This is a genomic window from Pseudomonas sp. NPDC087358, assembly GCF_044900785.1.
Classification (GTDB): Bacteria; Pseudomonadota; Gammaproteobacteria; order Pseudomonadales; family Pseudomonadaceae; genus Aquipseudomonas.
Genome location: NZ_JBJDOA010000005.1, coordinates 194,262 through 217,421, shown reverse-complemented (window position 1 = coordinate 217,421; position 23,160 = coordinate 194,262). Strand labels below are relative to the sequence as shown.

At 55.1% G+C, this 23,160-nt stretch carries 23 protein-coding genes, 1 tRNA gene and 1 pseudogene; 11 read left to right on the top strand and 14 right to left on the bottom strand.

Annotated elements, in window-relative coordinates:
* Positions 1 to 23 precede the first annotated feature (23 nt).
* Positions 24 to 782 (top strand): SDR family oxidoreductase, encoded by a 759-nt coding sequence (locus tag ACI2KS_RS13910; RefSeq protein WP_404621611.1) that lies wholly within the window; start codon positions 24 to 26, stop codon positions 780 to 782.
* Between the two features lie 91 nt (positions 783 to 873).
* Here the strand turns inward: ACI2KS_RS13910 and ACI2KS_RS13905 are convergent, their stop codons facing one another.
* Entirely contained in the window at positions 874 to 1,695 is an 822-nt protein-coding gene (locus tag ACI2KS_RS13905) for a helix-turn-helix domain-containing protein (protein WP_404621097.1), read from the bottom strand.
* Between the two features lie 140 nt (positions 1,696 to 1,835).
* On the opposite strand from ACI2KS_RS13905, the gene ACI2KS_RS13900 reads away from it, so the two are divergent.
* Positions 1,836 to 2,564 (top strand): cysteine hydrolase family protein, encoded by a 729-nt coding sequence (locus ACI2KS_RS13900; protein WP_404621095.1) that lies wholly within the window; start codon positions 1,836 to 1,838, stop codon positions 2,562 to 2,564.
* Between the two features lie 197 nt (positions 2,565 to 2,761).
* Here ACI2KS_RS13900 and ACI2KS_RS13895 read toward each other — a convergent pair whose 3' ends face one another.
* Positions 2,762 to 3,697, bottom strand: a complete 936-nt coding sequence (locus tag ACI2KS_RS13895; protein ID WP_404621093.1) for a GlxA family transcriptional regulator — start codon at positions 3,695 to 3,697, stop codon at positions 2,762 to 2,764.
* A gap of 102 nt (positions 3,698 to 3,799) precedes the next feature.
* On the opposite strand from ACI2KS_RS13895, the gene ACI2KS_RS13890 reads away from it, so the two are divergent.
* Positions 3,800 to 5,335 carry an MFS transporter gene (locus ACI2KS_RS13890; RefSeq protein WP_404621091.1) on the top strand — a complete coding sequence of 512 codons (1,536 nt, stop codon included), beginning with the start codon at positions 3,800 to 3,802 and terminating at the stop codon, positions 5,333 to 5,335.
* Positions 5,336 to 5,879: 544 nt separating this feature from the next.
* Here ACI2KS_RS13890 and ACI2KS_RS13885 read toward each other — a convergent pair.
* From ACI2KS_RS13885 to ACI2KS_RS13875, 3 genes are all read right to left on the bottom strand, one after another.
* Complete coding sequence (locus ACI2KS_RS13885; protein WP_404621089.1) at positions 5,880 to 6,812, bottom strand: GlxA family transcriptional regulator; 933 nt, start codon at positions 6,810 to 6,812, stop codon at positions 5,880 to 5,882.
* A 74-nt stretch (positions 6,813 to 6,886) separates the two neighbouring features.
* A complete protein-coding gene (locus ACI2KS_RS13880) occupies positions 6,887 to 7,174 on the bottom strand; it encodes a LysR family transcriptional regulator (RefSeq protein ID WP_404621087.1) in 288 nt (95 codons plus the stop codon).
* A 153-nt stretch (positions 7,175 to 7,327) separates the two neighbouring features.
* The gene (locus tag ACI2KS_RS13875) at positions 7,328 to 8,305 is read right to left on the bottom strand and encodes a nitrilase-related carbon-nitrogen hydrolase (RefSeq protein WP_404621085.1); all 978 of its coding nucleotides are present in this window, start codon (positions 8,303 to 8,305) and stop codon (positions 7,328 to 7,330) included.
* Positions 8,306 to 8,540: 235 nt separating this feature from the next.
* Between ACI2KS_RS13875 and ACI2KS_RS13870 the strand changes: the two genes are divergently transcribed.
* Together ACI2KS_RS13870 and ACI2KS_RS13865 are read left to right on the top strand one after the other, a co-directional pair.
* Complete coding sequence (locus ACI2KS_RS13870; RefSeq protein WP_404621083.1) at positions 8,541 to 8,825, top strand: PhzF family phenazine biosynthesis protein; 285 nt, start codon at positions 8,541 to 8,543, stop codon at positions 8,823 to 8,825.
* Positions 8,826 to 8,913: 88 nt separating this feature from the next.
* The gene (locus ACI2KS_RS13865) at positions 8,914 to 9,459 is read left to right on the top strand and encodes an RBBP9/YdeN family alpha/beta hydrolase (protein ID WP_404621081.1); all 546 of its coding nucleotides are present in this window, start codon (positions 8,914 to 8,916) and stop codon (positions 9,457 to 9,459) included.
* Positions 9,460 to 9,542: 83 nt separating this feature from the next.
* Here the strand turns inward: ACI2KS_RS13865 and ACI2KS_RS13860 are convergent, their stop codons facing one another.
* A complete protein-coding gene (locus ACI2KS_RS13860) occupies positions 9,543 to 9,764 on the bottom strand; it encodes a hypothetical protein (RefSeq protein ID WP_404621079.1) in 222 nt (73 codons plus the stop codon).
* A 591-nt stretch (positions 9,765 to 10,355) separates the two neighbouring features.
* On the opposite strand from ACI2KS_RS13860, the gene ACI2KS_RS13855 reads away from it, so the two are divergent.
* The gene (locus ACI2KS_RS13855) at positions 10,356 to 11,264 is read left to right on the top strand and encodes an NAD(P)H-binding protein (protein WP_404621077.1); all 909 of its coding nucleotides are present in this window, start codon (positions 10,356 to 10,358) and stop codon (positions 11,262 to 11,264) included.
* 62 nt (positions 11,265 to 11,326) lie between these two features.
* Here ACI2KS_RS13855 and ACI2KS_RS13850 read toward each other — a convergent pair whose 3' ends face one another.
* From ACI2KS_RS13850 to ACI2KS_RS13840, 3 genes are all read right to left on the bottom strand, one after another.
* Positions 11,327 to 11,836, bottom strand: a complete 510-nt coding sequence (locus ACI2KS_RS13850) for a DUF1993 family protein (protein ID WP_404621076.1) — start codon at positions 11,834 to 11,836, stop codon at positions 11,327 to 11,329.
* Positions 11,837 to 11,991: 155 nt separating this feature from the next.
* Positions 11,992 to 12,510: a carboxymuconolactone decarboxylase family protein gene (locus tag ACI2KS_RS13845; protein WP_404621074.1), complete on the bottom strand. Its 519-nt coding sequence runs from the start codon at positions 12,508 to 12,510 to the stop codon at positions 11,992 to 11,994.
* Between the two features lie 95 nt (positions 12,511 to 12,605).
* Positions 12,606 to 13,592 (bottom strand): nitrilase-related carbon-nitrogen hydrolase, encoded by a 987-nt coding sequence (locus tag ACI2KS_RS13840; protein ID WP_404621073.1) that lies wholly within the window; start codon positions 13,590 to 13,592, stop codon positions 12,606 to 12,608.
* Positions 13,593 to 15,044: 1,452 nt separating this feature from the next.
* Here ACI2KS_RS13840 and ACI2KS_RS13835 point away from each other — a divergent pair.
* The 4 genes from ACI2KS_RS13835 to ACI2KS_RS13820 all read left to right on the top strand — a co-directional run bounded on the left by ACI2KS_RS13835 (position 15,045) and on the right by ACI2KS_RS13820 (position 19,004).
* Positions 15,045 to 15,974: an AraC family transcriptional regulator gene (locus ACI2KS_RS13835; RefSeq protein WP_404621071.1), complete on the top strand. Its 930-nt coding sequence runs from the start codon at positions 15,045 to 15,047 to the stop codon at positions 15,972 to 15,974.
* A gap of 167 nt (positions 15,975 to 16,141) precedes the next feature.
* Entirely contained in the window at positions 16,142 to 16,453 is a 312-nt protein-coding gene (locus tag ACI2KS_RS13830; RefSeq protein ID WP_404621069.1) for a hypothetical protein, read from the top strand.
* A 173-nt stretch (positions 16,454 to 16,626) separates the two neighbouring features.
* Entirely contained in the window at positions 16,627 to 17,721 is a 1,095-nt protein-coding gene (locus tag ACI2KS_RS13825; protein ID WP_404621067.1) for a M10 family metallopeptidase C-terminal domain-containing protein, read from the top strand.
* 185 nt (positions 17,722 to 17,906) lie between these two features.
* The gene (locus tag ACI2KS_RS13820) at positions 17,907 to 19,004 is read left to right on the top strand and encodes a lysozyme inhibitor LprI family protein (protein WP_404621065.1); all 1,098 of its coding nucleotides are present in this window, start codon (positions 17,907 to 17,909) and stop codon (positions 19,002 to 19,004) included.
* Positions 19,005 to 19,282: 278 nt separating this feature from the next.
* On the opposite strand, the gene ACI2KS_RS13815 is transcribed toward ACI2KS_RS13820, so the two are convergent.
* On the bottom strand, positions 19,283 to 19,540 hold the full coding sequence (locus tag ACI2KS_RS13815; RefSeq protein ID WP_404621063.1) for a DUF1353 domain-containing protein: 258 nt from the start codon (positions 19,538 to 19,540) through the stop codon (positions 19,283 to 19,285).
* 56 nt (positions 19,541 to 19,596) lie between these two features.
* On the opposite strand from ACI2KS_RS13815, the pseudogene ACI2KS_RS13810 reads away from it, so the two are divergent.
* Positions 19,597 to 19,842: pseudogene (locus tag ACI2KS_RS13810) on the top strand (integrase); the annotation flags it as partial.
* A gap of 88 nt (positions 19,843 to 19,930) precedes the next feature.
* Here the strand turns inward: ACI2KS_RS13810 and ACI2KS_RS13805 are convergent.
* The 4 genes from ACI2KS_RS13805 to pheT all read right to left on the bottom strand — a co-directional run bounded on the left by ACI2KS_RS13805 (position 19,931) and on the right by pheT (position 23,116).
* A tRNA-Pro gene (locus ACI2KS_RS13805) sits at positions 19,931 to 20,007 on the bottom strand.
* 84 nt (positions 20,008 to 20,091) lie between these two features.
* Positions 20,092 to 20,448 (bottom strand): MerR family transcriptional regulator, encoded by a 357-nt coding sequence (locus ACI2KS_RS13800; RefSeq protein ID WP_404621061.1) that lies wholly within the window; start codon positions 20,446 to 20,448, stop codon positions 20,092 to 20,094.
* Positions 20,429 to 20,731, bottom strand: a complete 303-nt coding sequence (ihfA, locus tag ACI2KS_RS13795; protein ID WP_002553164.1) for an integration host factor subunit alpha — start codon at positions 20,729 to 20,731, stop codon at positions 20,429 to 20,431. Before ihfA ends, ACI2KS_RS13800 begins: the two co-directional genes overlap by 20 nt.
* A 3-nt stretch (positions 20,732 to 20,734) precedes the next feature.
* Positions 20,735 to 23,116, bottom strand: a complete 2,382-nt coding sequence (pheT, locus tag ACI2KS_RS13790; protein WP_404621058.1) for a phenylalanine--tRNA ligase subunit beta — start codon at positions 23,114 to 23,116, stop codon at positions 20,735 to 20,737.
* Between the last annotated feature and the right edge of the window lie 44 nt (positions 23,117 to 23,160).

Genomic DNA, 23,160 nt, shown 5'->3' with positions numbered 1-23,160 from the left:
TCCATCATTTCGAACGTCCCTTGATGCTGAGCACATGCGCACCGCGACGAGAACTTCGGACAACCATGCTAGGAAAAATTATGAATATTCGTGGAAAGGTCGTACTGGTCACCGGTGCAAATCGCGGTCTTGGCAAAGCATTTGTTGCCGCTCTTCTGGAGGGTGGCGCAGCCAAGGTTTATGCCGCTGCTCGTGACGTTTCGAAACTGAGCATCCCTGGCGCCATTGCAGTCGAGCTGGATATCACCAACCTCGCCAGCGTTCAGAAGGCAGCAGGCCAGTGCTCCGACGTCGAGATCCTGATCAACAACGCCGGCTTCATGCACACCAGCCCCCTTCTGTCGGAAGGCAGCGTTGACAGCCTGCGTGAGCACTTCGAAATCAATACCGTTGGTACTCTGCTGATGACCCGTGCCTTTGCACCGGTTCTGCAAAAACAAGGCGGCGGCGCGATCGTCAATATCGTCTCCGTACTGAGCTGGTTGAACATTCCCGAGTCGGGCGCCTACAGCGCTTCGAAAGCTGCCCAATGGTCCCTGACCAACGGCCTGCGCAACGAACTGGTTGGCCAGAATACTTTCGTGATGGCTGTGCACCCAGGCTATATCGACACCGACATGGCTGCCGGCGTTGAGACGGCAAAAACCAGCCCACAGGACGTGGTTAAAATCACGTTGAACGCGCTGTTGGAAGGCCAGAAAGAAGTGACTCTGGATGACGCTGGTCGCTGGGTTAAATCGACTCTCTCCAACGTCGACGCTGCTTACCTGTCGCCACTGTAAAGATCATTGATTGAAGGCCCCAAGCGGCATAAACCGCCGCTTGGACGTCTTCCTTGCGTGTATTCAAACTGATATCCCAGGCCTCAGATCACTAGTCCTGTCGCTTCAACCATTCCCCCGGTGGCAAGCCCATCTCCTGAACAAACGCCCGCGTTAGGGCGGCCTGCGAGCTGTAGCCTACGGACGCCGCGACGATCTTCAGCTTCACGCCCTGCTTCATCAAATCCCGCGCCAGCTTTAAACGCCAGGCTGCGAGATAAGCGATTGGCGATACCCCCACCACTTTAAGAAATTGCGCAGAAAATTTAGAGCGCGACATGCAAGCCAGGTCTGCCAGTTGCTTAACGCTCCAGTCCTGCTCAGGCTTGAGATGAATTTGGCTAATGGCCTTTCCCAGGTGTGGATCGAGGATCGCGGACAGCCCACCTCTAGCAATCATCCCTTCACTGATTGCCCTGCGGACCAGCACTATCAGGATGTATTCGAAAAGGACGCTAAGGCCCTTGCGATGCCCCGCTTCCCGCCCCCGATACTCCGCTAGAAGAGCCTCTATCACCGGTACCACTGGATCGATATTTTCGAATGGGAAAACCAAAGTATCGGTCACGCCCAACGGAAACGAGCGCCCCATGCTCACGCCGAACTCGAAGGTGGCACAGATGATGTCCGCACCCGTTTCCGTGGTCGGCTCCAGCTTGTAACGGCAGGTACTTGGGCAAAGCAGAACCGTTGGTCCATCAAGCACGATGCGAGGATGACCTGGACGAATGAGGTCCAGGCCACCCTTCTCGACAATATGAACAAAAGCAGTGCCATCGGGCTTGTTGATATCGAGCGTGTCGTACACCTTCCCCGCATAGAACAAGCGGCCAGTCATCTGGATGCGTTCGAAAAACTCGGATAAAGCGTCCATTAGGTCTCTCGGCTAAAGAAGTAGGACGCCGGGGAAAAACTGTTGCGGCGTTAAGGGGGAAGATAGCCCTACTTGCAGGCCACTCCGGCGCCGTGTCGACAGCGCCCGCAAGAGGTTATTCCAATCTGAGGAGCCTCACAATGAGCACTGAATCAAGCAAGACCGGCAACACGAATCCGAAGTATCAAGATCCTGCGAACCCCGCCCTGCCAAATACTGGCTTTAAGCTGGACCTTGCACGCGCAGCACTGGTTGTCATCGATCCTCAAGTAGATTTCTTGAGCGAGAAAGGCGTCTCCTGGTCGCTAGTGGGCGACAGCGTGACTGAAAACGGTGTGGTCGATCACCTTGGGCAACTGTTCGAAGCCGCGAAGAATGCCGGCATCGAAGTCGCTGTTTCGCCGCATTACTACTACCCATGCGACCACAGTTGGGAGCACGGTGGTCCGCTCGAAAAAATGATGCATGACATCGGCATGTTCGACCGTAATTCACCTTTGGACCTGAGCGGCTTTGATGGTTCCGGCGCCGACTTCATGCCGCAATTCAAGCCTTACATTTTGGACGGCAAAACCATCATCTGTTCGCCCCACAAGGTATACGGCCCGCAGACCAACGATCTCACCCTGCAACTGCGCAAGAAAGGCGTGTCTCAGGTGATCCTTGCAGGCATGGCAGCCAACCTTTGTGTCGAGTCACACCTGCGTGACTTGGTCGAGCAAGGCTTTGAAGTGGTCGTCGTACGTGACGCAACCGCAGCGCCTCAGATCCCTGAAGGTGACGGCTATCATGCGGCGTTGATCAACTATCGTTTCATCGCTAATGCGTTGTGGACTACTGAGCAAGTGCTGGAACAACTGGGGCAGTAAGTTCTGCCGGGTACCAACACCTCAGCCGGGACGTTCGGTACCGAAATGGTCTGGCAGCAAATGTTATGTGCACAGGGCCGCCTTGCAGGAAATTGCAGGGCGGCTTTCGCGTTGAGGCACAAGTAATCGGCTCTGAAAACGCATGCCACAGTGCGTGACGCTGGTTGGACGGGGCGCGTTCGGACGTGGAGAAACTGTTAGCTACTACGCAATGACCTTCGAAAAGCCTGCGGCGGCTGCCCGGTAATTCGGATGAATGCACGACGCATACGCTCCTGATCACCGAAGCCAGTTTCCGTTGAGACGGTATCGATAGAATGATTGGCCGTTTCCATCATTAGCCTTGCTGATTCAACCCGAAGACGCTCGATTGCTTTGGCAGGTGACTCTCCAGTCTCTGACTGAAAAACGCGACTGAACTGCCTGGCGCTCATGTTCGCGACAAAGGCCAGGCTCTCTACATTAAGGTCAGTTTTCAAATGCTGGCGAGCAAACGTCAAAGCGGCCTGGATACGATCTGTTTTGGGATCCAGGTCATTCATGACCGAGAACTGAGACTGCCCCCCTGCCCGCCTGTGATAGACCACGAGATGTCTTGATACCTTCCGAGCCAGCTCATGACCGAGATCGTTCTCGACCAATGCGAGGGAAAGATCGAGACATGCACTCATGCCCGCAGCGGTCCAGATAGGGCCGTCATTAATGAAAATTCGATCCGAATCCACCCTGAGACTGGGATAGGTCGCCTGCAAATCCGGCGCATGCTCCCAATGGGTCGTTACTCGTCGATTGTCGAGCAAACCCGCTTGCGCTAAAGCGGCAGAACCGGTGCAAATCGAACAGACACGCCTCGTCATCGAGCTTGATTCGACAAGGTAATCAACCAGTCCTGCCGATGCCGGGCGAACGACGTTGTCACCAAGAACCATCAGCGTGTCGAAACGACGATCATCGAACGCCTCAGTCTCCACACAGAACCCAGCTGAGGTCTTAACCATGCCGCCATGCTCAGATAGCAGCGTGATGCCGTACACATCCTTCCCAGCGAATTGATTGGCGACTTCGAACGTAGCCGACATGGACAGGCCCAACACCTGGAAACCGGGGTAGAGGATCATTCCAACATTCAACATCGCTTTAACACCTGACTTTAAAGGAGGGGTATACGACATACGGGTCTCTGATTTCGGTTGTACGCTCATCCTCAATCCAATGCACCTACAGGATGACCCTTCATGCAATCCTCAGACGCCTCTCCCAGTGGCATGCATCGACTGCTAATTCTGCTATGCGTTTCTATCCCATCATTCATGATCAACCTGGACTCGAATATCGTCGCGGTCTCGTTGCCATCGATTGCTCATTCGATGGACGCAAACTTTGCTGACATCGAATGGGTGATTAGCGCTTATACCTTAAGTTTCGCGTCATTTCTGCTACCGGCAGGCGCACTCGCCGACAGGTTCGGCCGCAAAAAAATGCTGGCTTGGGGCCTGGCGATCTTCACCCTCGCGTCTCTGATCTGCGGGGCCGCGCCTAACGTCGACGTGCTGAATCTTGCACGGGGTCTTCAGGGTATCGGCGCCGCTCTTCAACTGAGCGCGGCGCTTGCAACATTGTCCCAAGTATTCAGGGGAGCGGCCCGAGCAAGTGCCTTCGCATTCTGGGGCGCAGTGATTGGTATCGCGGTCTCCCTCGGCCCGGTGATCGGCGGATTCATCACTGAACACTTTGGCTGGGAGTGGGCTTTCTACATTAATATTCCCATCGGCGTGGTGATGGTTGCTACGGTGCTGAAGACGCTTGATGAGTCCAGTGATCCAGACGCTCGCAAGCTCGACATCCTCGGTGCAGTCACATTCAGCAGCAGCCTCTTTCTCGTCACACTCGCGCTCATTTCCGGCAATCACGAAGGTTGGGGAAGTCTGCCTGTTATCGTGGAGTTTGCGGCGTCTGCGGTATTGTTCATCGTGTTTCTGCTCGCGGAGATTTACCAAAAACGGCCGATGCTGGACCTGAGCTTTTTTCGCAGTTCAACGTATGTCGGTGCCAGCATCGCGACCTTGGTTTTTGCAGGAGCGCTTCTGACCATGCTCAGCTACCTGCCCATTTTCTTTCAGAGCGGCCTCGGCTACAGCCCACAAGGCGCCGGCTTGCTCATGCTGCCAATAGCTGTCCCTTTGTTCATCGTGCCACGCTTGGTAGCAGCGCATCTGATCCACCGCTACAGCGGCCGCGCACTGCTGGTTCTCGGGCTCTTGATCGTGAGCGCAGGCCTGTTGTGGGTCGGTGCCGAGATCACCGACTTGAGTTTTACGAAGCTGCTGGGAGGCATGCTGCTGATGGGTATCGGCGCTGGCATCCTCAATGGAGAAACGGCAAAGGTCAGCATGTCGGCTATCCCCCCGGAGCGTGCGGGGATGGCTTCGGGTGTGTCAGGCACCATCCGGTTCAGCGGCATCGTTTTGGGCTTCGCCGTACTCGGGGCGCTGTTGGTGAATCGCATTGGGTCCTACGTTGCAGCCAACCTGCCCGGCTCTGCCGAAGACGTAAACACCCTGGTGCGTGCGATAGCTTCGGGTGACCTTTCTGGCGGCGGATCAGCCTCGGTCCGCGAGATAGCTCTGCAAAGCTTCAGCCACGGCTATCAACTGATTCTGCTCGGTGCCGGGGGCTTCGCTCTACTCGCCGCTTTACTAACTTGGGTACTGGTCCGATCCGAAGATACAGCACCAAGCAGCGCCCATGCGGCGCATGCGCCGGTAGAGTAAAACTCGCCACACTGAGCCCGAAACCTTGCCTACCTACAACACCCGGCCGTGCGTTTGGATTGGCTATAAATGGTCAAGCCAATAAACTATTCCGACCCTTTCGGCGCCTCTTCTGTTCGCTCCACAAAGCGCCACCTGAAGTGGTCAGATATCATGCGCGAGGCCACACTTTCGGGGGGCTATGGCTCGTGAATGTTCAAGAACTTACGATAGGTTGGATGTACTCTTTCACCAAATCGTCTCCAGCCAAACTGAGGTATCGCTGTTGGACTCTTGATATCGCTTAAGTGACGCCTCACTATCAGCAGGAATGAAGGCCTTAAGTTCAACCCCTACAGTAGGAATTTTACCTAATACACGGGAAAGCAATCCTCCCATGAGGTTCCTGTTCTTTATCCGTTCAAGCTCCGCAGGTTCAACCATTGACATTTCTTCGCTTGACCACGCTAAGCTTAAACGAGAGCCAATCTCCATGATTATTCGCTTACAGGTTATTTTCTTCCAATAGTTCTCTAGACAGGAATGATCGCTACCAGAGTGGTAGCTAGACCCGGTTTGCTCTGCGAATGGTTTGTGGCGGGTGACCGAATGCTCGTATAAACGCCCTTCGCATTCTCTCGCTATCACCAAAGCCTGCGTCTATCGCCACACTGTCGACAGACACTCGTCCCTCTTCCATCATGATTCGCGCGGCTTCAACCCTCAGGTTTTCAATCGCTTTCGCCGGAGACTGACCCGTTTCCATCTGAAAGACCCGGCTGAATTGGCGAGGACTCAAATTCGCGATATCAGCAAGGCTGTTGACGGACAAATTAGCCTTTAAATTCTCTTTTGCGTAAACCAGTGCTGCGTGAATACGATCAGACTGGGGCTCCAGGTCTTGCATGACAGAAAACTGTGATTGCCCGCCTGCTCGTCGGTGGTAAATAACCAACTGCTTCGCGACCAACCGTGCAACCTCAATGCCTAAGTCTTTTTCCACCAGTGCGAGAGCCAGGTCCACGCAGGCGCTCATACCGGCCGAGGTCCAGACTTTCCCGTCGTTGATGAAGATCCTGTCTTCTTCGACTTTGACGTTCGGAAACGCCCGCTGGAAATCACGTGCTCGGTACCAATGCGTGGTCGCGCGCTTCCCGTCCAGGAGCCCCGCCTCTGCTAGTACGTAGGCACCGGTGCAGATCGAGCCAATTCGACGCGTTGTCGCATCCGCCTGTTTTACAAACTCTACAAGCGCGGGTGACGTCTGGGTCACAGTGTTGTCGCCCATCACGATCAACGTATCAAACTGGCGCTCGTTCAAAGCTTCGGTTTGCACGCTGAACCCGGCTGACGCTTTAACAAACCCGCCGTTCTCTGAGAGCAAGCTGATCGTGTAGACGTCTCTGCCGACAACCACGTTTGCCAGTTCAAAGGCCGTACTCATCGACAAACCGAGAACCTGAAATTCCGGATATAAGATCAAACCTATATGTTGCATTTTAAAACACCGTCAGTGAGGCGCTCCCGTTGACGGGCGAGCCAAAAATAAATGAGCCAGCTGCGGTAAAACGATCAGATTACTTTCCAATCAATGACTTGTTGGATGGTGCTCATCGCCGGTAAAAGCATCTGCGCGATCCTTCTCGCCTTCGGCGTAGGTCGCACACCCTTACTGCCTGCGCTAACAAAAAGTCGGTCTTCAAACTGCTTCCTCAAACGCACCAGCGAACCACTGATTGCAGGTTGCTGTACGGTGAGGCAGGCAGCGGCCTTCGAGAGACTTTGCTCTCTGTACACCACCATAAAAACCAAGAGCAAATTGAGATTTGCCCCGATGAACTTACGTTCGTCGATATTCATTATAAAAACCGTCAACCCAGTGGCTGCTGACACGAGCGTTATCTGTCAGAACATTCCAGATCGCCATATCACGATATGTTACTAATAAGCGAAGCTTAGGATTAATCTCACTCCCGAAACTGTCCGAGAGTGAGATTCACAAGCTGAGTTGCCTTACTTAGCGCTTGCGTCTTCCTGCACTTCGCGGGCTTCAACGACTGGACGGTCGTTGCGCTCGTAGACGTGACGGTGAGGCGTACGGTCGATGTTCAGGCTCAGCAGTTCTGGACGGCTGTAGTGACCACGGGAATCCATCTGACGCTTGCGGATCTCGATCTGGAACAGGTCGATATCAACAATCACTTCGCCCTCGCCCTCAGTCAGCTCGCCCAAGACTTCGCCCTGTGGATCGATGATCGCGGTGTAGCAGCCACCCGAGATCGGGCCGATGTCGCAGCCGGTGTCGGCCATGATTTGCGCTTGCTGCTCTGGGTACAGCCAGGCGGTGGAGTTGACCACGAAGCAAGCCGATTCCAGCGCGTGCATGCGGATGCTCACTTCCATCTGACGAGTGAACAGGTCACCAGCGAACGAGCCTGGGTACATCGAAGCATGGATCTGCTCACCATCTTCGATCAGCGCATAGCGGATCAGCGGGTTGTAGTGTTCCCAGCAGGCCAGTTGGCCGATGCGGCCGACTTTACTGTCAATAGCGCGCAGGCCGGACGCATCGCCCATGCCCCAGATCATGCGTTCGTGATAAGTCGGGTTCAGCTTGCGGCGGGCCTGGATCAGGGTGCCGTCGGCATCGAACAGCAGCTGCGTGTTGTACAAGGTGCTGCCATCGCGTTCGTTGACGCCGATGGAGACAACCATGTTTGCAGCCTTGGCGGCCTTGCCGATTTCATCAGTGGTGGCCGATGGCACAACTACGGCGTTTTCCAACAATTTGTAGTGCTCGCTGCCCATTTCGAACGGGGTCTGCACGAACGAGAAGTAGGGGTAGTACGGAACGATGGTTTCCGGAAAAACAGCAAACTCAACGCCCTTCTCACCGAGTTCCTTGATCTTGTCGACGATCTTGGCAACGGTGCCTTCACGGCTGTAGAGCACTGGGGCGATCTGCACAGCGGCTGCTTTAACAATGGTCATTTCTAGTTCCTCACTGATGGTGGGTTGTTGATTCAGTGAGATTCAGATTACAGACCAAATCCTATGGCGGTATGTCGAAGCTCCCTCCTTTTCGGTCATTTTGGTGCTTTTTGATGCTTGATTTCCCCATATTCAGGGCCTGAAGACCCTCCTCCGCTATTGCCCGGCAATCTACTCCAACCATAGGATTAATATCGAAATATTAATGAAGACAAGGGCCTGGAATGAGACGTCAATGCGTCACGGCAGACGTGTTACGAGCAGTCGTTTTGAAGGTCACCCTGTCGCTGTAGTGCTCGAAGCTGATGAGCTTTCGACACAACAAATGCAGAACGTCGCGAATGAGTTCTCGTACGCCGGTACTGCTTTGGTAATTTCGACAACAGCACCCGAAGCCTCTGTTCAGATCCGCATCTTCACCCCCACCTGCGATTTCCCAAAGAACAAACCGCAAGAAAGCATGAAGCTATCCTCGTTGAGGCAGGCCGGCTTTTTCGCGAAAACGGTTTCCACGGCGTAAGCGCCAGCGAGATCCTGGATCACGTCAAGTCAGCGTACCAATAACGTCAGCGACAGAGTCGTGACAACCCAAAGGTTCAGGAGATGCGATGACTGAAACTATTCTGATACTGCCAGGCTATGGCAATTCTGGTCCTGGCCACTGGCAATCACTTTGGCAAAACGCCGATCCTTCGATGGTACGCATTGAGGGCCAGGATTGGGAAAACGCGGTCTGCGAAGAATGGGTTTTGAATCTGGAAGCCACCCTCAGACAATTGGGCCCAGAAACCATCATCGTCGCCCATAGCCTGGGCTGCTTGCAGGTCGCGCACTGGGCACTTGGCAGCAGTACACCGATCAGAGCCGCGCTGCTGGTCGCCGTGCCCGAACCGGGGGTTGTCGAGGTACCAGGAATGGCCACAGGATTTGATCCGCTTGCGCTTCAGCGCTTTGCATTTCCCAGCATTGTAGTTGCCAGCACCGATGACCCATACGGCAGGTCCTCCTATGCAAAGCGATGCGCCGATGCATGGGGAAGCCAGTTCGTGGACATCGGTAATAGGGGGCACATCAACGGTAATAGCGGTTTGTCCAGCTGGGACGAAGGTCGTCAGTTACTGGAGCAACTCAAGAACCAAAAAAGCACTGGCTGAGATCAACTCGTTTCTCCAAACGCCGAACCGAGCTCTGCACTCGGCCGGCCTCTGCGTGACTCAAACCATCATCCGCGCTCGAATCAATTCAAGACACTGCGGGGCTTGATCACATACGCTTCCATAGTCATCAACGGTCGACCGATGATCGAGGTTCTGTTGTTGTCCTGTCCGCAGAGCAACCCCTCACGCTGATCGATCATCACTGACTGGAAATGATCGCGTCTTTCCACGTGCCCAGGAATCCCAAGCGACGCCAGGAACTCGTTGACGCTGACATTTTCGAATTTCAGCTCTTTGCCCAACGTGTTCCCGATCAATGCCGCTAGCTCAGTGTGACTGTATTCAACGGGACCATGGATTGGATAAGCAAGACCGCCGTGCACGCCAGGATTCAGGAGGATCCCAGCGATAATCGCTCCAATGTCACTGCTCGCGATTGGCGCAAAGCGACTGTCTCCATCCACTGTTCATTGGGTAGCAGAAATAAGCCAGGCTACCTGTCAATCAGCAGCGTGAGCTGGATGCGAGATCGATCTATCCAAGCTACAGGACGTGCGATATAGAGCCTTAAACCGAGGACTACCCGGCGCAACCCTTGCGCGGCGACATAAACGCGGACCTTGTTGAGGAAAAGGCTGTCCCCCGTTTCATGGGTTAACCAACTGAGGAAAAGAAGGATTTACCAAGAAGGCGAGACAGATTCTCCGTTTCCCACCTTCTAGGCCATTGCGGGAGGATGTGAACGGTTTCACTGGATTCCTGATGCAGGCTTCACGGCTTCCCCTAACCTTGTTAGCGAAAAACCATTGCAACGAACCAATAGTATTACGGTCGAAATCCATTGCTGCCGGATTGGTTAATTCGCGCGTAAACCATCAAACGGAGAATGAATCATGAGCACCGAAAAGCCCATTCTTGTAACAGGCGCAGGCGGCAGCATTGGCGCAGTCGGCAACACGATCACATCACTGCTGCTCAAGAAAGGGCACATGGTCCGGGCGATGGTTCACCGAGAAGATGAGCGCGCTCAAGCGCTTCGGGACAAAGGCGCTGAGGTGGTAGTCGGCGATCTCTTGGATCTCGACGACATGCATCGGATCATCGAAGGCTGCGGTACGGTCTACTTCGGCATGTCAGTGTCCGACGACTATCTGGCCGCAACCGTAAATGTTGCAGCAGTGGCGAAGCATCACAACGTCGACGCCTTTGTGAACATGTCCCAGATGACTGTTTCCCAGATGAGCATTACCGAGACCACTACCAGCCCGCAGCAGAAGTTTCACTGGCTCGGCGAGCAGGTGCTCAACTGGTCTGGCTTGCCCGTGATTCATGTCCGGCCAACTGTTTTCATGGATGGTTTCTTTCTTAAATTTTCAGCAGCGTCCATCAAGCAGCACAGCGAAATTCGAGTACCTTTTGGCAAAGGCGAAACCTCGCCAATCGCCGCCACAGATGTGGCCCGGGCCGTTGCAGCCATCCTTTCTGATCCTGCCCCACACATCGGTGCTGTTTATCATCTGACAGGACCTGAATGTAAAGACATGGACCACTTTGCTCAGGAATTTACCGAAGCCCTCGGCAGGCCCATCGGTTATGTAGACGTTACGGTCGACAAGTGGAGGGAGGCGATGGCAAATGTGGGGCTTTCAAAACACTTACTCGACCACCTGTCCACCATGGGCGATCTACACCGTGCTGGACGATACGCGCGCATGACCCATGACTTTGCCAAGCTAACCGGTACCCAGCCAATTACCGCCAGGGAATTCATCAAGAAGCACGCGGCAGCATTTCAAAAATAGCGAAGTTTGCCGGAGGAGTCAGGGTATCCAGCTTGATCGCTGAATACTCTGAAACCCAGTCATCAGTCTTGTGTGTCCAGGACTCCGAGGTAGTCCATCTTACCTAGGGGCACGCCTTTGTGACGCAGAATGTCGTACGCCGTGGTCAGGTGAAAGTAGAAATTCGGCAACGCAAATTGAGTTAAGAATTCGAGAGTCGAGAATCTCAGTACTCCCTGCTTCAGGACAACCGTGATTTCGGCGTTGGCGTTTGCCTCGAACTGCTCGGCCGTTAATGAATTCAAGAACTCCACTGTTTTTGTGATCCTCAGCCTTAGGTCCGAGAACGTTACTTCGTCATCTTCAAAGCGGGGTGCGCCCGCCCCACTTAGACGTGCAGCACAGGACTTAGCCATGTCGCTAGCGACCTGAATTTGCCCAGCCAGGTTGAACATGTCAGGAGCTAAGCTCGCCTCAACCAAATTCGGAACATCGGGGTTGGATGCCGCAAACTCTTGAGCCTTGTCCAGCCACTTGGTCAGGTTTTTGAAGCCCTTTAAGAATACCGGGACCGAAACATCGTAATTATTCATGCGGTGGTTTCCGATGATGTGCGCAGACAGCACAAGCCTTTTTTAGGCGTTTCGAAAGTCGCCTCAACTGCTTGGGAGCGCCAGAAAGACGTGGTTGGAAGCACGTGATCGACACGGTCGTGGTGTCTCGATCACGGTGTGTGTCGCGTCGTCGCTTACATCTTGACTGGCGGGAAATCCACAGTGGTCTTCGCGACATTGTTCAGCAGGTTGGTGAAGGTCAACAGAGTTACCTGGGTGATGACGTCCACAATCGCAGCATCGGACAGACCGTCTGCACGGGCAGTGGCGATTACAGCATCGCTCACTTGGCCGCGGGTTGCAGTGACTTCACGAGCAAATCTTGCATAAGCATCGAGGCTGCCATCGCGAGCAGCATGGACCTGCTCAGGTGTCAGGCCAACTTTTCCACCGATCATGGAGTGGACGGCGGTGCAGTACTCACAAGCGTTGAACTGCGAGGTAGCCAGTGCCACAACCTCGCGTTGCTGCGCGGTCAGCGAGCTGGCCTCGTTGGCTTGGTTGAACTGCAAATAGGTGTTCAACGACGCTGGCGAGTGAGCCAGCACCTTGAAGACGTTAGGCACCATGCCAAAAGCTTTTTTCACACGATCAAGCATTGGGCGCGAGGCTTCTGGAGTCTTTTCATCGGTAAGCACTTCAATACGAGACATGCATACGTTTCCTAATTGGGGCGGCAAGGGCATCGGAACAGCTCCTCGATGAATAATTTCACGTGGAGCAGTTGCGACGGTGGTGCTGACTGGCGTCAGGCCTCAGAGGCGGACTTCTTGTCGGCGAGTTTCGCGGCTTCAGCCACTTTCGGATGCGAAGTGCGCTCGTGGACGTGACGGTGAGGCGTACGGTCGATGTTCAGGCTCAGCAGTTCTGGACGGCTGTAGTGATCACGGGAATCCATCTGACGCTTGCGGATCTCGATCTGGAACAGGTCGATATCAACAATCACTTCGCCCTCGCCCTCAGTCAGCTCGCCCAGGACTTCGCCCTGAGGGTCGATGATCGCCGTGTAGCAGCCGCCGGAGATCGGGCCGATGTCACAGCCAGTGTCGGCGATGATCTGTGCTTGTTGCTCGGGGTACAGCCAGGCGGTGGAGTTGACCACGAAGCAAGCCGACTCCAGCGCGTGCATGCGGATGCTCACTTCCATCTGGCGGGTGAACAGGTCACCAGCGAACGAGCCTGGGTACATCGAAGCGTGGATCTGCTCGCCATCTTCAATCAGCGCATAGCGGATCAGCGGGTTGTAGTGTTCCCAGCAGGCCAGTTGGCCAATGCGGCCGACTTTACTGTCGACAGCGCGCAGGCCGGACGCATCGCCCATGCCCCAGATCATGCGTTCGTGGTAAGTCGGGTTCAGCTTGCGGCGGGCCTGAATCAGGGTGCCGTCGGCATCGAACAGCAGCTGCGTGTTGTACAAGGTGCTGCCATCACGTTCGTTGACGCCGATGGAGACAACCATGTTTGCAGCCTTGGCGGCCTTGCCGATTTCATCAGTGGTGGCCGATGGCACAACGACCGCATTTTCCAGCAATTTGTAGTGCTCGCTGCCCATTTCGAACGGGGTCTGCACGAACGAGAAGTAGGGGTAGTACGGAACGATGGTTTCCGGAAAAACAGCAAACTCAACGCCCTTCTCACCGAGTTCCTTGATCTTGTCGACGATCTTGGCAACGGTGCCTTCACGGCTGTAGAGCACGGGAGCAATTTGGACGGCGGCAGCTTTGACGATAGTCATTTTGGATGTTCCTCAAAGGTGTTTATGCGGTTGACGAGAAAAGATTACATTTCTAACTCTCCGGCCATATGTCGAAGTTCCCTCCTTTTCGGTCATTTTGAATTTTTACGAGATTCTCTAAACCACGAGCAAATGACGCCGCCCCGTCGTTTGCATGCGAGGAGCGATCTTCTCCATTGAGTGCTCACCCAAATCTGCGGATCGACTCGATCACCCCACCTATAAATTTACATCTACCGTTGTCAGTGATAACTGAATAAGCCTGGTACTTTTACGAAACACATCAGTGTTGATCTGTTCAGGAAGAAGCCATAGGATCCCGCCGAACATTACTCGTCGAAAAAGCCAGGATGAATCGCAACTATCTGACAACTGGCGTATTTACCAGCACGCCATTCGAAGGCGAAGACTTAACTCTCCTGATCGCACAGAGAGTGATATCGGCCGTCCAGGTTTACTGAAGACAGCAGTACAGACCGCCCCAGCGGGAATTTGTAAAGCTGGGAGGTCATTGTGTGAGCATGATGGAAGGCTGATTCGACCAAGCCAACGAGGATGAATAATTTCCCAGAGGTTTGAAGGCGGCCCGTGTGTTATTGCGGCCTTTAGTTGCTCTGGATGGCGTGGACTTTCCTGTTTTGGCAAGAATAATCGAGAGCATCTATTGGACTGTCTGAACATCGGGTTCGGCATGCTACCGCCAATGCGCTACGGATATTCGCAGCACAACGTTTTCTGTTATTAGCAGCTACGTGGATGAAACCGCGGGGCTGCTGAGGGTAAAATGCCAAATCTAACTCCTGGTTTTTTAACGTCGACCAGCAGACCTAAACGCCGTCGGAGAAACGTTAAACAAGATCGTGGGCTGAGACAATTCATTGAAGACCATATTCGAGCCAGAATATCTTCTTTAGCTTACCGTGTAGCTATACATAAGCACTTGTGCGAGTTTTTACTGGTTGAACTTGGAACACTCTCGGGGGTGATACCAACATGACTGTCCCTGAGAGCCGCCAGACAAGAAACTCGAAGCGAAAGCGCAAACAACCGAGACCCCACGGGAATTATGCGATCAACGGCTAGCCCGATAGACGTGCCCATTAGTTTGCATACCGAACTCTGTGAAGTTTCGCCCAGTACAGTACCACCGTTTAAATTGGATTTTACGTGGGCGCCGGTGCTGGGCAAGGCGCAACGTCTCATGTGCACACGCATGCGCCTGTCGGAACAGAACTGAGCTTCCACTGCCACATACATCGTGCAGCAGCTGGATGACCAAGTCCTGGGACGATCCGCGTATCGACGGATCGCGACCACGCTTTTTCGTAAGCTAAGGGCAGCGTAAGCTCGCAAGGACTGAGCTGACTGACCTTGAGCCTAGACGCGCCCAGAAGGCAGAGCAATGCCAAAAAATCCTTAAATAAGGGCGATTCGTCTTCACCGGAGATGTCTATGAAGGCCGACCAATGGTTGGATTACATCGTCGCAGAAGGCCAAGTGGTATCCCATATTCATGTGAAGGGTGACTGGGGTATTCAAATGGAGGGCGCCAACTCCACCTACTTCCATTTCGTTGCCCAGGGAGAGGTCTGCTTCTCCGTGGATGGGCTGAATGAGGTGCAGCTCGCACCAGGCGACATCATCGTTTTGCCTCATGGAAACTCACATAAGCTCAAGCGTTTTTCAGACAGTGAAGCCGTTTCACTCGGTCAGCTCCTCAAGAAAGCAGGCGGCACGCTGGGCCGATCCCCCGACGAGACAAGCGTGGTGTGCGGGTCTTTTGGGATCAACCAAAATATGTGTCTACCCGCGCTAAAAGCCCTTCCCAAATCGCTGCATCTGAAAGCCGATTCTGGAGGCATTCCAACGGTCATATCGGAGACGCTTAAGCAACTCCGTGTGGAAGTCGAGGACATGAAAATTGGCAGTCAGATTGTCATCCGACACCTGCTCTCAACCCTCTTTATCTACGTCTTGAGAGAGTGGTCCGAAAACGAGTCAGCCGAAGCAGGTAATTGGTTTTCCGCAATGCAAAGCCCTCACGTTGCCCGGGCGCTTGCATGCATACATGAGAAGCCCACACAGAACTGGACCGTTGACGATTTGGCGCAGGAGGCTGGCTTGTCCCGCTCCGCGTTCGCCCGGCAGTTTCGCGAATCGGTCGGCGAAACGCCGCATTCGTACTTGAACAAATGGCGGCTTGGCACCGCCGCAAAACTACTCACCCAGACAAACTTGAGCATCAACGTAATTGCCCACAAGGTGGGCTACACATCTGAGCACTCTTTCAATAGAGCCTTCAAAGCTGTGAGAGGAATCACCGCGACGAAGGAACGCGAAAAAAAGCAGCCTTCCCCGCTCCCTCAAACCGATCCGCTTTAACCTTCCTCATTCAGGCCTCTTCCTCGCTGCGCGCAGAAAACCGGTTCAGCCGACTGCTTCACCGATCCCACATGCACCTATGCCTTACTCGACGCCGGCTGGCAGGTGAATTCACCTGGGAGGAAATGCTCGAGCAGCAGTCTCCTCTGCTCACTGAGGAATGCCACATGCTCCAGAAGGAGCTGAGCCGGTATCGCAAGAATATGGCCAAGCTCATTGATATGCACAACGATGCAGCCGCTGAGCGTGACGAGCTGCGCATAGAATTGAAGCGAACGGCAGCAAGGCTATCCAGCACCCTCGTGGAAAATACTGCCTTGGGCAACCGCAACCGAGGCCTTGAAACCTGTCGTGAGCAACTCGAGGCGATTAACAAACCCGGCGAGAGCGCTCGGCTATCTCCCCTTCCGCTGCTCAGGACTGACCGATGTTCAAGAACGAATCGACACACTGGGGCTACCGAAGGCGCTGTACAGTGAACTGAATGATTTGAGCGACAGGCGGCAGTCCTCGCGCTTGCGCATGATGCTATTTCAACCAGACTGCTGGCAGCACCCACGCAGTCTGTTCGCTAAACCGACACGCGCCCGCAGTTGCTAACCGGTAAGTTGGTGAATGAGAAACCTCACACAGCCTCGACCGGAGCTATCCCATGACCTCAGTCCACAGCGTATCCGCCCATGAGCCACAAGTTACATCGATCCATACCCCATTCACTCCGTATGGTCCCATAGTCTACGGCTCTCGCTTTTCTGACGTACTCACCGGCGGCAAGGGTGACGACAGCATTTTCGGCGGTGCCGGGAACGACACATTGAACGGTAAGGCAGGTGATGATGCGCTGGTAGGAGGCCACGGTATAGATACGCTTACCGGTGGTGCCGGAAACGACATTTTCCGATTCGCCGAAGTAACTGACAGCTATCGGACGTCAACCCAATCATTCGCGGATGTCATCACCGATTTTGATGTTTCCAGAGACAAGATCGACGTTGTGTCGAGTAGGTCACTGCTATCCGGGGTTCTTGGCGACGGACACGACGGTACATTGTTGCTTGCCTATAACTCGGCAAAGAACCTGACGTATCTTAAAAATCTCGACTATGACGACCAAGGCAACCGGTTCGAGGTGGTACTGAAAGGCAACTACCTTCATACGTTCACCAACGCGAACCTGATGCATTGCATAAGCGGTACCGACGGAAACGATGTATTAAGCGGCACCAGAGCCAGCGAGACAATCCTGGGCGGGCCGGGACAGGACAAACTGAACGGCGGTGCCGGCGACGACCGCTTGAATGGCGGACCAGGCGGGGACGTGCTGACTGGCGGAACGGGAGCGGACACTTTCGTTTTTGGCAACTCTCGCGACAGTGCTCAGTACTCTGGGCCCGCGCTGCGCGATACCATTACTGATTTCAGTGAGCAACAGCACGACAGAATTGATCTGTCGGGTATCGGTTTTTCGGGCTTGGGCAACGGGTTAAATGGCACATTGAAGATCGTCCTGGACTCAACGGGCACGAAGACCGCCATCAAATCATTGAGTCTTGAGCAAGACGGCTCGCACTTTGAAATCTTGGTGCTGGGAAATCACCTGCACACGCTCACTATGGAGAACGTGATCTTCAATCATTTTTCGGGTACCACGCCAGTCGGACAAGCTCAGGATTCCACGGTGACTGCTATTTCCTTAGCGGGCATTCAGACTGATGCGCCCGAGCTAACTCTAACTGGCTCCGTCTGATATAGCGGGTCTCTGCGAAGCTGCGAGGGTACCGCCGGCTGCCTGTATACCGCGCCAGTAGATCCTCTAGTGTGTGCTCGCGCTGGTCTTGGGCCGGAACGATGTTTCCAAAGACATCTTAAAGTTAACCCTGCAGAGGCCGAAAACCTTGAAATCGCTATTCACGGTTTCACGGAGATCTACCGATGCTAGGGCGTTTTCTTTTTCTGGGCCTGCTTCTCGTTTCGGCTGCAGTGCCTGCGGCGAGCTTCGATTGCACCAAAGCCACAACTTTCGCGGAAAAAGAAATCTGTCGGGATGGGTATCTGTCCGGAATGGACAAGATTCTGTCTGATGAGTACAAGAAGGCGATGAACGACGCTGAAGACAAACCGGCCTTGAAAGCATCGCAACTGGAATGGATTCAAACGCGCGACGCTTGCACGGTTCAAAAATGCGTCGACAGAGCTATGTCGGAACGAATCGCGCTGTTAAGAAACTATCCGCAAAACGAACCTAGAGCGGCCACGGTCGTCGCGCTCCCGGCGGCGACTGCATCGACACCCCAGCCGGCTGTCCGCCCCCATAGCAACCAGATTGAGGCGGCGCCTACCACCCCGGTTGCCCAGGTGCCCCGTCCCTCCGTCCCCCCAACCAAGCCAGTTCCCACTTCCAATAGCTATTCGAAAGAATTTACTGGCCCCAGCGCCAGCCTGCCTGCCACTAAGGCCCAAGTGAAGGCCCCAGGGTTTTGGGACGGACCGCTATGGAAATACATCGCCATAGGACTGTTGTGTGTAACCGGTGCCTCAATGGTTCTTCACCACAAAGGACAGCTCTCGATCTACACGAACTATACCGATGCCTTGATCACAAACTCACTGCCGCTTGCTGCAGGTGCCGCTTATGGACTCATGGCTTGGCTAGAACTGCCCGATGCCCTGACTATCTCGGTCGTGCTCGGGCTAGGCATCGTGTGGGTAGCATTCTCAGGCTTCACAGCTTTTGTAATAAACGATTCGGCGTGGAAAGTCCTCATTTCCATGATCTCCAAGCTCGTATTGGTCAGCCTTTTCTACGTAGTTGTCGCCGTTCTAATCGCTTCTTTGGTCTCCACAAAATACAAAGATGAGACACGAGCTCAGGCCGCAGCCCGAAATAAACGCGGAAACCGAGAAACAGTTGCTTATCTTGCAGGATTTGCGACCGGTTATTCTTTCATGACGAGATGGCTCTGCCGGGACGGACGGTTCACGTCTGTCGCCGAATGCCTTGGGATAGCGCAGCTGTCGTCGGATCATTAGTTTCTCAGCCTGCCAGTCGCCAGTTCGTCGAGCACCTAATGCGTGGCAACTTCGACTTGGCCAAGGCCGCCGCTGATGGCTTTTCTACTATCGCTCATGCCTGACTGCCGCCAGCCGCCCGGTCGCGCGCCAGCAGATCGTCGAGCTTGTGCTCGCGCTGCCCATAACCAGCACCTGGCAAACTCGGCCAAATGTTCAAAACCTTGTCAACGCGGTGGCAACGCGGCCGACGATGATGTCCGCCAGCGCGCCGCGCTCACGGATCTGCTGGATGGCGACTATGTCCTGACTGATCGGTGAGAAGTCTCTAAGAGCCAGGCCCGCCATCGGGCAACGCTCTCAGCGCGCAGCGCGCGGTACAACACGGCATCGGCATCCTTTGGGCTTACCCCGCCAGTCGTGTACAGCCAGTCGTGCACGGTCGCCGCGTAGTTGCCGTAGCCAGACACCAGCGCGAACAGCACGAACACCACGAACAGGAAGGCGTTGTGCAGCACCTTGATGCTGGCAAAGTCGGTGGTGAAACCGGCAGGCACGATGATCGTCGTCGGCCATCACCAGGTCAGCCAGTAGGACGTGGGTCCACTTGCCGACCAAAGCGTTCAAGGAGGCCAAAGAGGCGGCGGATTGTTACAAGGGCTGGAAGGAAGAAGAGATGCCGGGCTTCCACGAAGTCAGGGCGCTGTCGTTGCACCTGTACAAGAAAGCCGGAAAAGATGGGCAAAAGATCGCCGGGCACGCCAGCGAGGAGATGACGAAAAACTATCAGAAGGAGCATGCGGAGGTGGTCTGGTCAGACGCCGTTCCGGACCTCGATATCAGCGAAATCGCCGGTTAGTTTTGCGCCAGTTTTGCGCGGCTGTTGCGCAAGCCGGAAATGAAAAAGGGAATCAAACCTGTAAGTGGCTGATTCCCTTTACAAAATATGGTCGGGACGGAGTGATTCGAACACTCGACCCCTAGCACCCCATGCTAGTGCGCTACCGGACTGCGCTACGCCCCGACTAGGCGTGATCTGCTTCTTGTGAAAGCGTCGAGAAATATACCCTAAGCGTTTGAATGATGGAAGTATTTTGATTGAGATGCGTTATTTGCGCAGCACAATCAGCACGTCTTCCAGCTCGGCAATCATCTGCCGGATCAGCTGCTTGTATTGCAGGGAATCGTCCTTGACCTCATCGCTGGACATGCGCAATCGCGCGCCACCGATGGTGAAGCCTTGGTCGTACAGCAGCGCGCGGATCTGTCGGATCATCAGCACGTCCTGGCGCTGATAATATCGACGGTTTCCGCGGCGCTTGACCGGGTTGAGTTGAGGAAATTCCTGTTCCCAATAACGCAGAACGTGCGGTTTGACCGCGCAGAGCTCGCTGACTTCACCAATGGTGAAGTAGCGTTTGCCGGGAATGGGCGGTAGCTCGTCGTTATGACTTGGTTCCAGCATAAGCCTCAACTCGGGCCTTCAATTTCTGCCCTGGGCGAAAGGTGACCACACGGCGAGCTGTAATCGGAATTTCTTCCCCTGTCTTGGGATTTCGACCCGGTCGCTGGCGTTTATCTCGCAAATCAAAATTGCCGAATCCGGACAATTTGACCTGCTCGTTATCTTCCAGAGCGTGCCTGATTTCCTCAAAGAACAGCTCAACCAGTTCCTTGGCTTCTCGTTTATTCAGGCCTAGCTCTTCGTACAGACGTTCGGCCATCTCAGCTTTCGTCAGAGCCCCCATACGCTACTTCCTTAACGTGGCGTTTAACCTTTCCTCTAGCGAGGTGAGAATTTGCTGCGTCGAAGCGTTTACCTCATCGTCAGTAAGAGTGCGCGATGGATGTTGCCAGGTCAAGCCAACCGCAAGGCTTTTTCTATGAGGATCAATGCCTTTACCCTGATAAACATCAAATAGCCTGAGGTCTGTGAGCCATTCCCCTGCATTTTCACGGATAACGTCCAGTACCGCAGTGGCTGCGACCTCCAGATCCGCCAGCAATGCCAGGTCACGACGAACCTCCGGGAAGCGCGACAACTCGTGGAACTTGGGCAAGCGACCTTTGGCGACGTCCGCCAGAACCAGCTCGAAAACGAACACCGGACGATCCAGACCCAGGGTCTTGGCCAGCTCCGGGTGCAGCGCGCCGAGATAGCCGACTTCACGACCGTCACGTTCGATCAAGGCAGTCTGGCCTGGATGCAGCGCCGGGTGCTGGCCGGGGGCGAAACGGAAATCATCCAGTGCACCCGCGAAACCCAGGACGGCTTCCACGTCGGCCTTGACGTCGAAGAAGTCCACCGCATCACGCCCTTGCGCCCAACCTTCAGGCAAGCGACTGCCGCAGATCACACCTGCCAGCATAGGCTCTTGTTTCAAACCTTCCAGTTGGCCGACAAAGCGCAAACCACTTTCGAACAGACGTACGCGGTCCTGTTGACGATTGAGGTTGTGCTGCAGCGCCTTGACCAGACCTGGCCACAACGAAGAACGCATGGCTGACATGTCGGCGGAAATCGGGTTCGCCAGCAGCAGCGGCTCGACGCCAGGGCTGAACAGTTCAAACCACTTCTGATCGATGAAGCTGTAGGTAATCGCCTCCTGATAACCCCGCGCGACCAGCAACCGGCGCAGCGCGGGCAAATCGCTCTGAGCTTCGGTACGCGCTTGTGGCGCCAGACGCGCTTGCGGGTAACGAACCGGCAGGCGGTTGTAGCCGTACAGTCGCGCCAGCTCTTCAATCAGGTCGACTTCCAGGGAAATGTCGAAACGATGGCTTGGCACCTCGACCTGCCACTGACCGGCCGCTTGCGAGGAGACATTCAGACCCAGCCCGGTGAGCAAACGCTCGACTTCGGCCGAATCCATTTTCATGCCAAGCATCTGCTCGATACGATCGGCACGCAGGGTGACGGGTGCAATCGACGGCAGGTGTTGCTCGCTGACAGTTTCGATGATCGGACCGGCTTCGCCGCCGGTGATCTCCAGCAGCAGGCCGGTCGCACGCTCCATGGCTTCGCGGGCCAGTTGCCAGTCCACGCCTCGCTCGTAGCGGTGCGAAGCGTCGGTATGCAGGCCATAGGAACGCGCCTTTCCCGCAACCGCGATCTGGTCGAAGAAGGCACTTTCCAGGAATAGGTCGCGGGTGGTCGCAGTGTTGACGCCGCTGTGCTCACCGCCCATGACACCGGCGATGGCCAAGGCGCGCTGGTGGTCGGCAATGACCAGGGTATCGGCACGCAGGCTGACTTCCTGGCCGTCGAGCAGAACCAGCTTCTCGCCCTCTTCTGCCATGCGCACGCGGATGCCGCCGTTGATTTCGGCAAGATCGAAGGCATGCAGCGGCTGGCCAAGCTCAAGCATCACGTAGTTGGTGATGTCGACGGCAGCGTCGATGCTGCGCACGTCGGAACGACGCAGGCGCTCGACCATCCATAAAGGCGTCGGGCGCGACAGATCAACGTTACGAATGACGCGACCCAGATAACGTGGGCACGCAGCCGAAGCCAATACTTCGACGCTGCGGACTTCATCATGGACGGCCGGAACGACGCTGACCTGCGGGCGCACGACCTTGGCGTCGTAGAGTGCGCCGACCTCGCGCGCCAGACCGGCGACGGACAGGCAGTCGCCACGGTTCGGGGTCAGGTCGACTTCGATGCTGGCGTCATCGAGCTCCAGATAGACACGCAGATCGGTCCCTACTGGGGCATCGGCCGGCAGTTCCATCAAGCCGTCATTGCCCTCGCCAACCTGCAACTCCGCCTGGGAACACAGCATGCCGTTGGACTCGGCCCCACGCAGCTTGGCTTTCTTGATCTTGAAGTCGCCAGGCAGTTCGGCACCGATCATGGCGAACGGAATCTTCAGACCCGGGCGCACGTTCGGCGCGCCACAGACCACCTGAAAGGTTTCCGAGCCATTGCTGACCTGACAAACGCGCAGCTTGTCAGCGTCCGGGTGCTGCTCAGTGCTCAACACTTCGCCGACCACCACCCCGCTGAAAATACCGGCAGCCGGGGTCACGCTATCGACCTCAAGGCCGGCCATCGACAGACGAGCGACCAGCTCGTCACGGGAGACTTGCGGGCTTACCCAGCCGCGCAACCACTGTTCACTGAATTTCATCCTGCTCTCCTAAATCTATTCGTCACGGACCTACGACCCGGTTG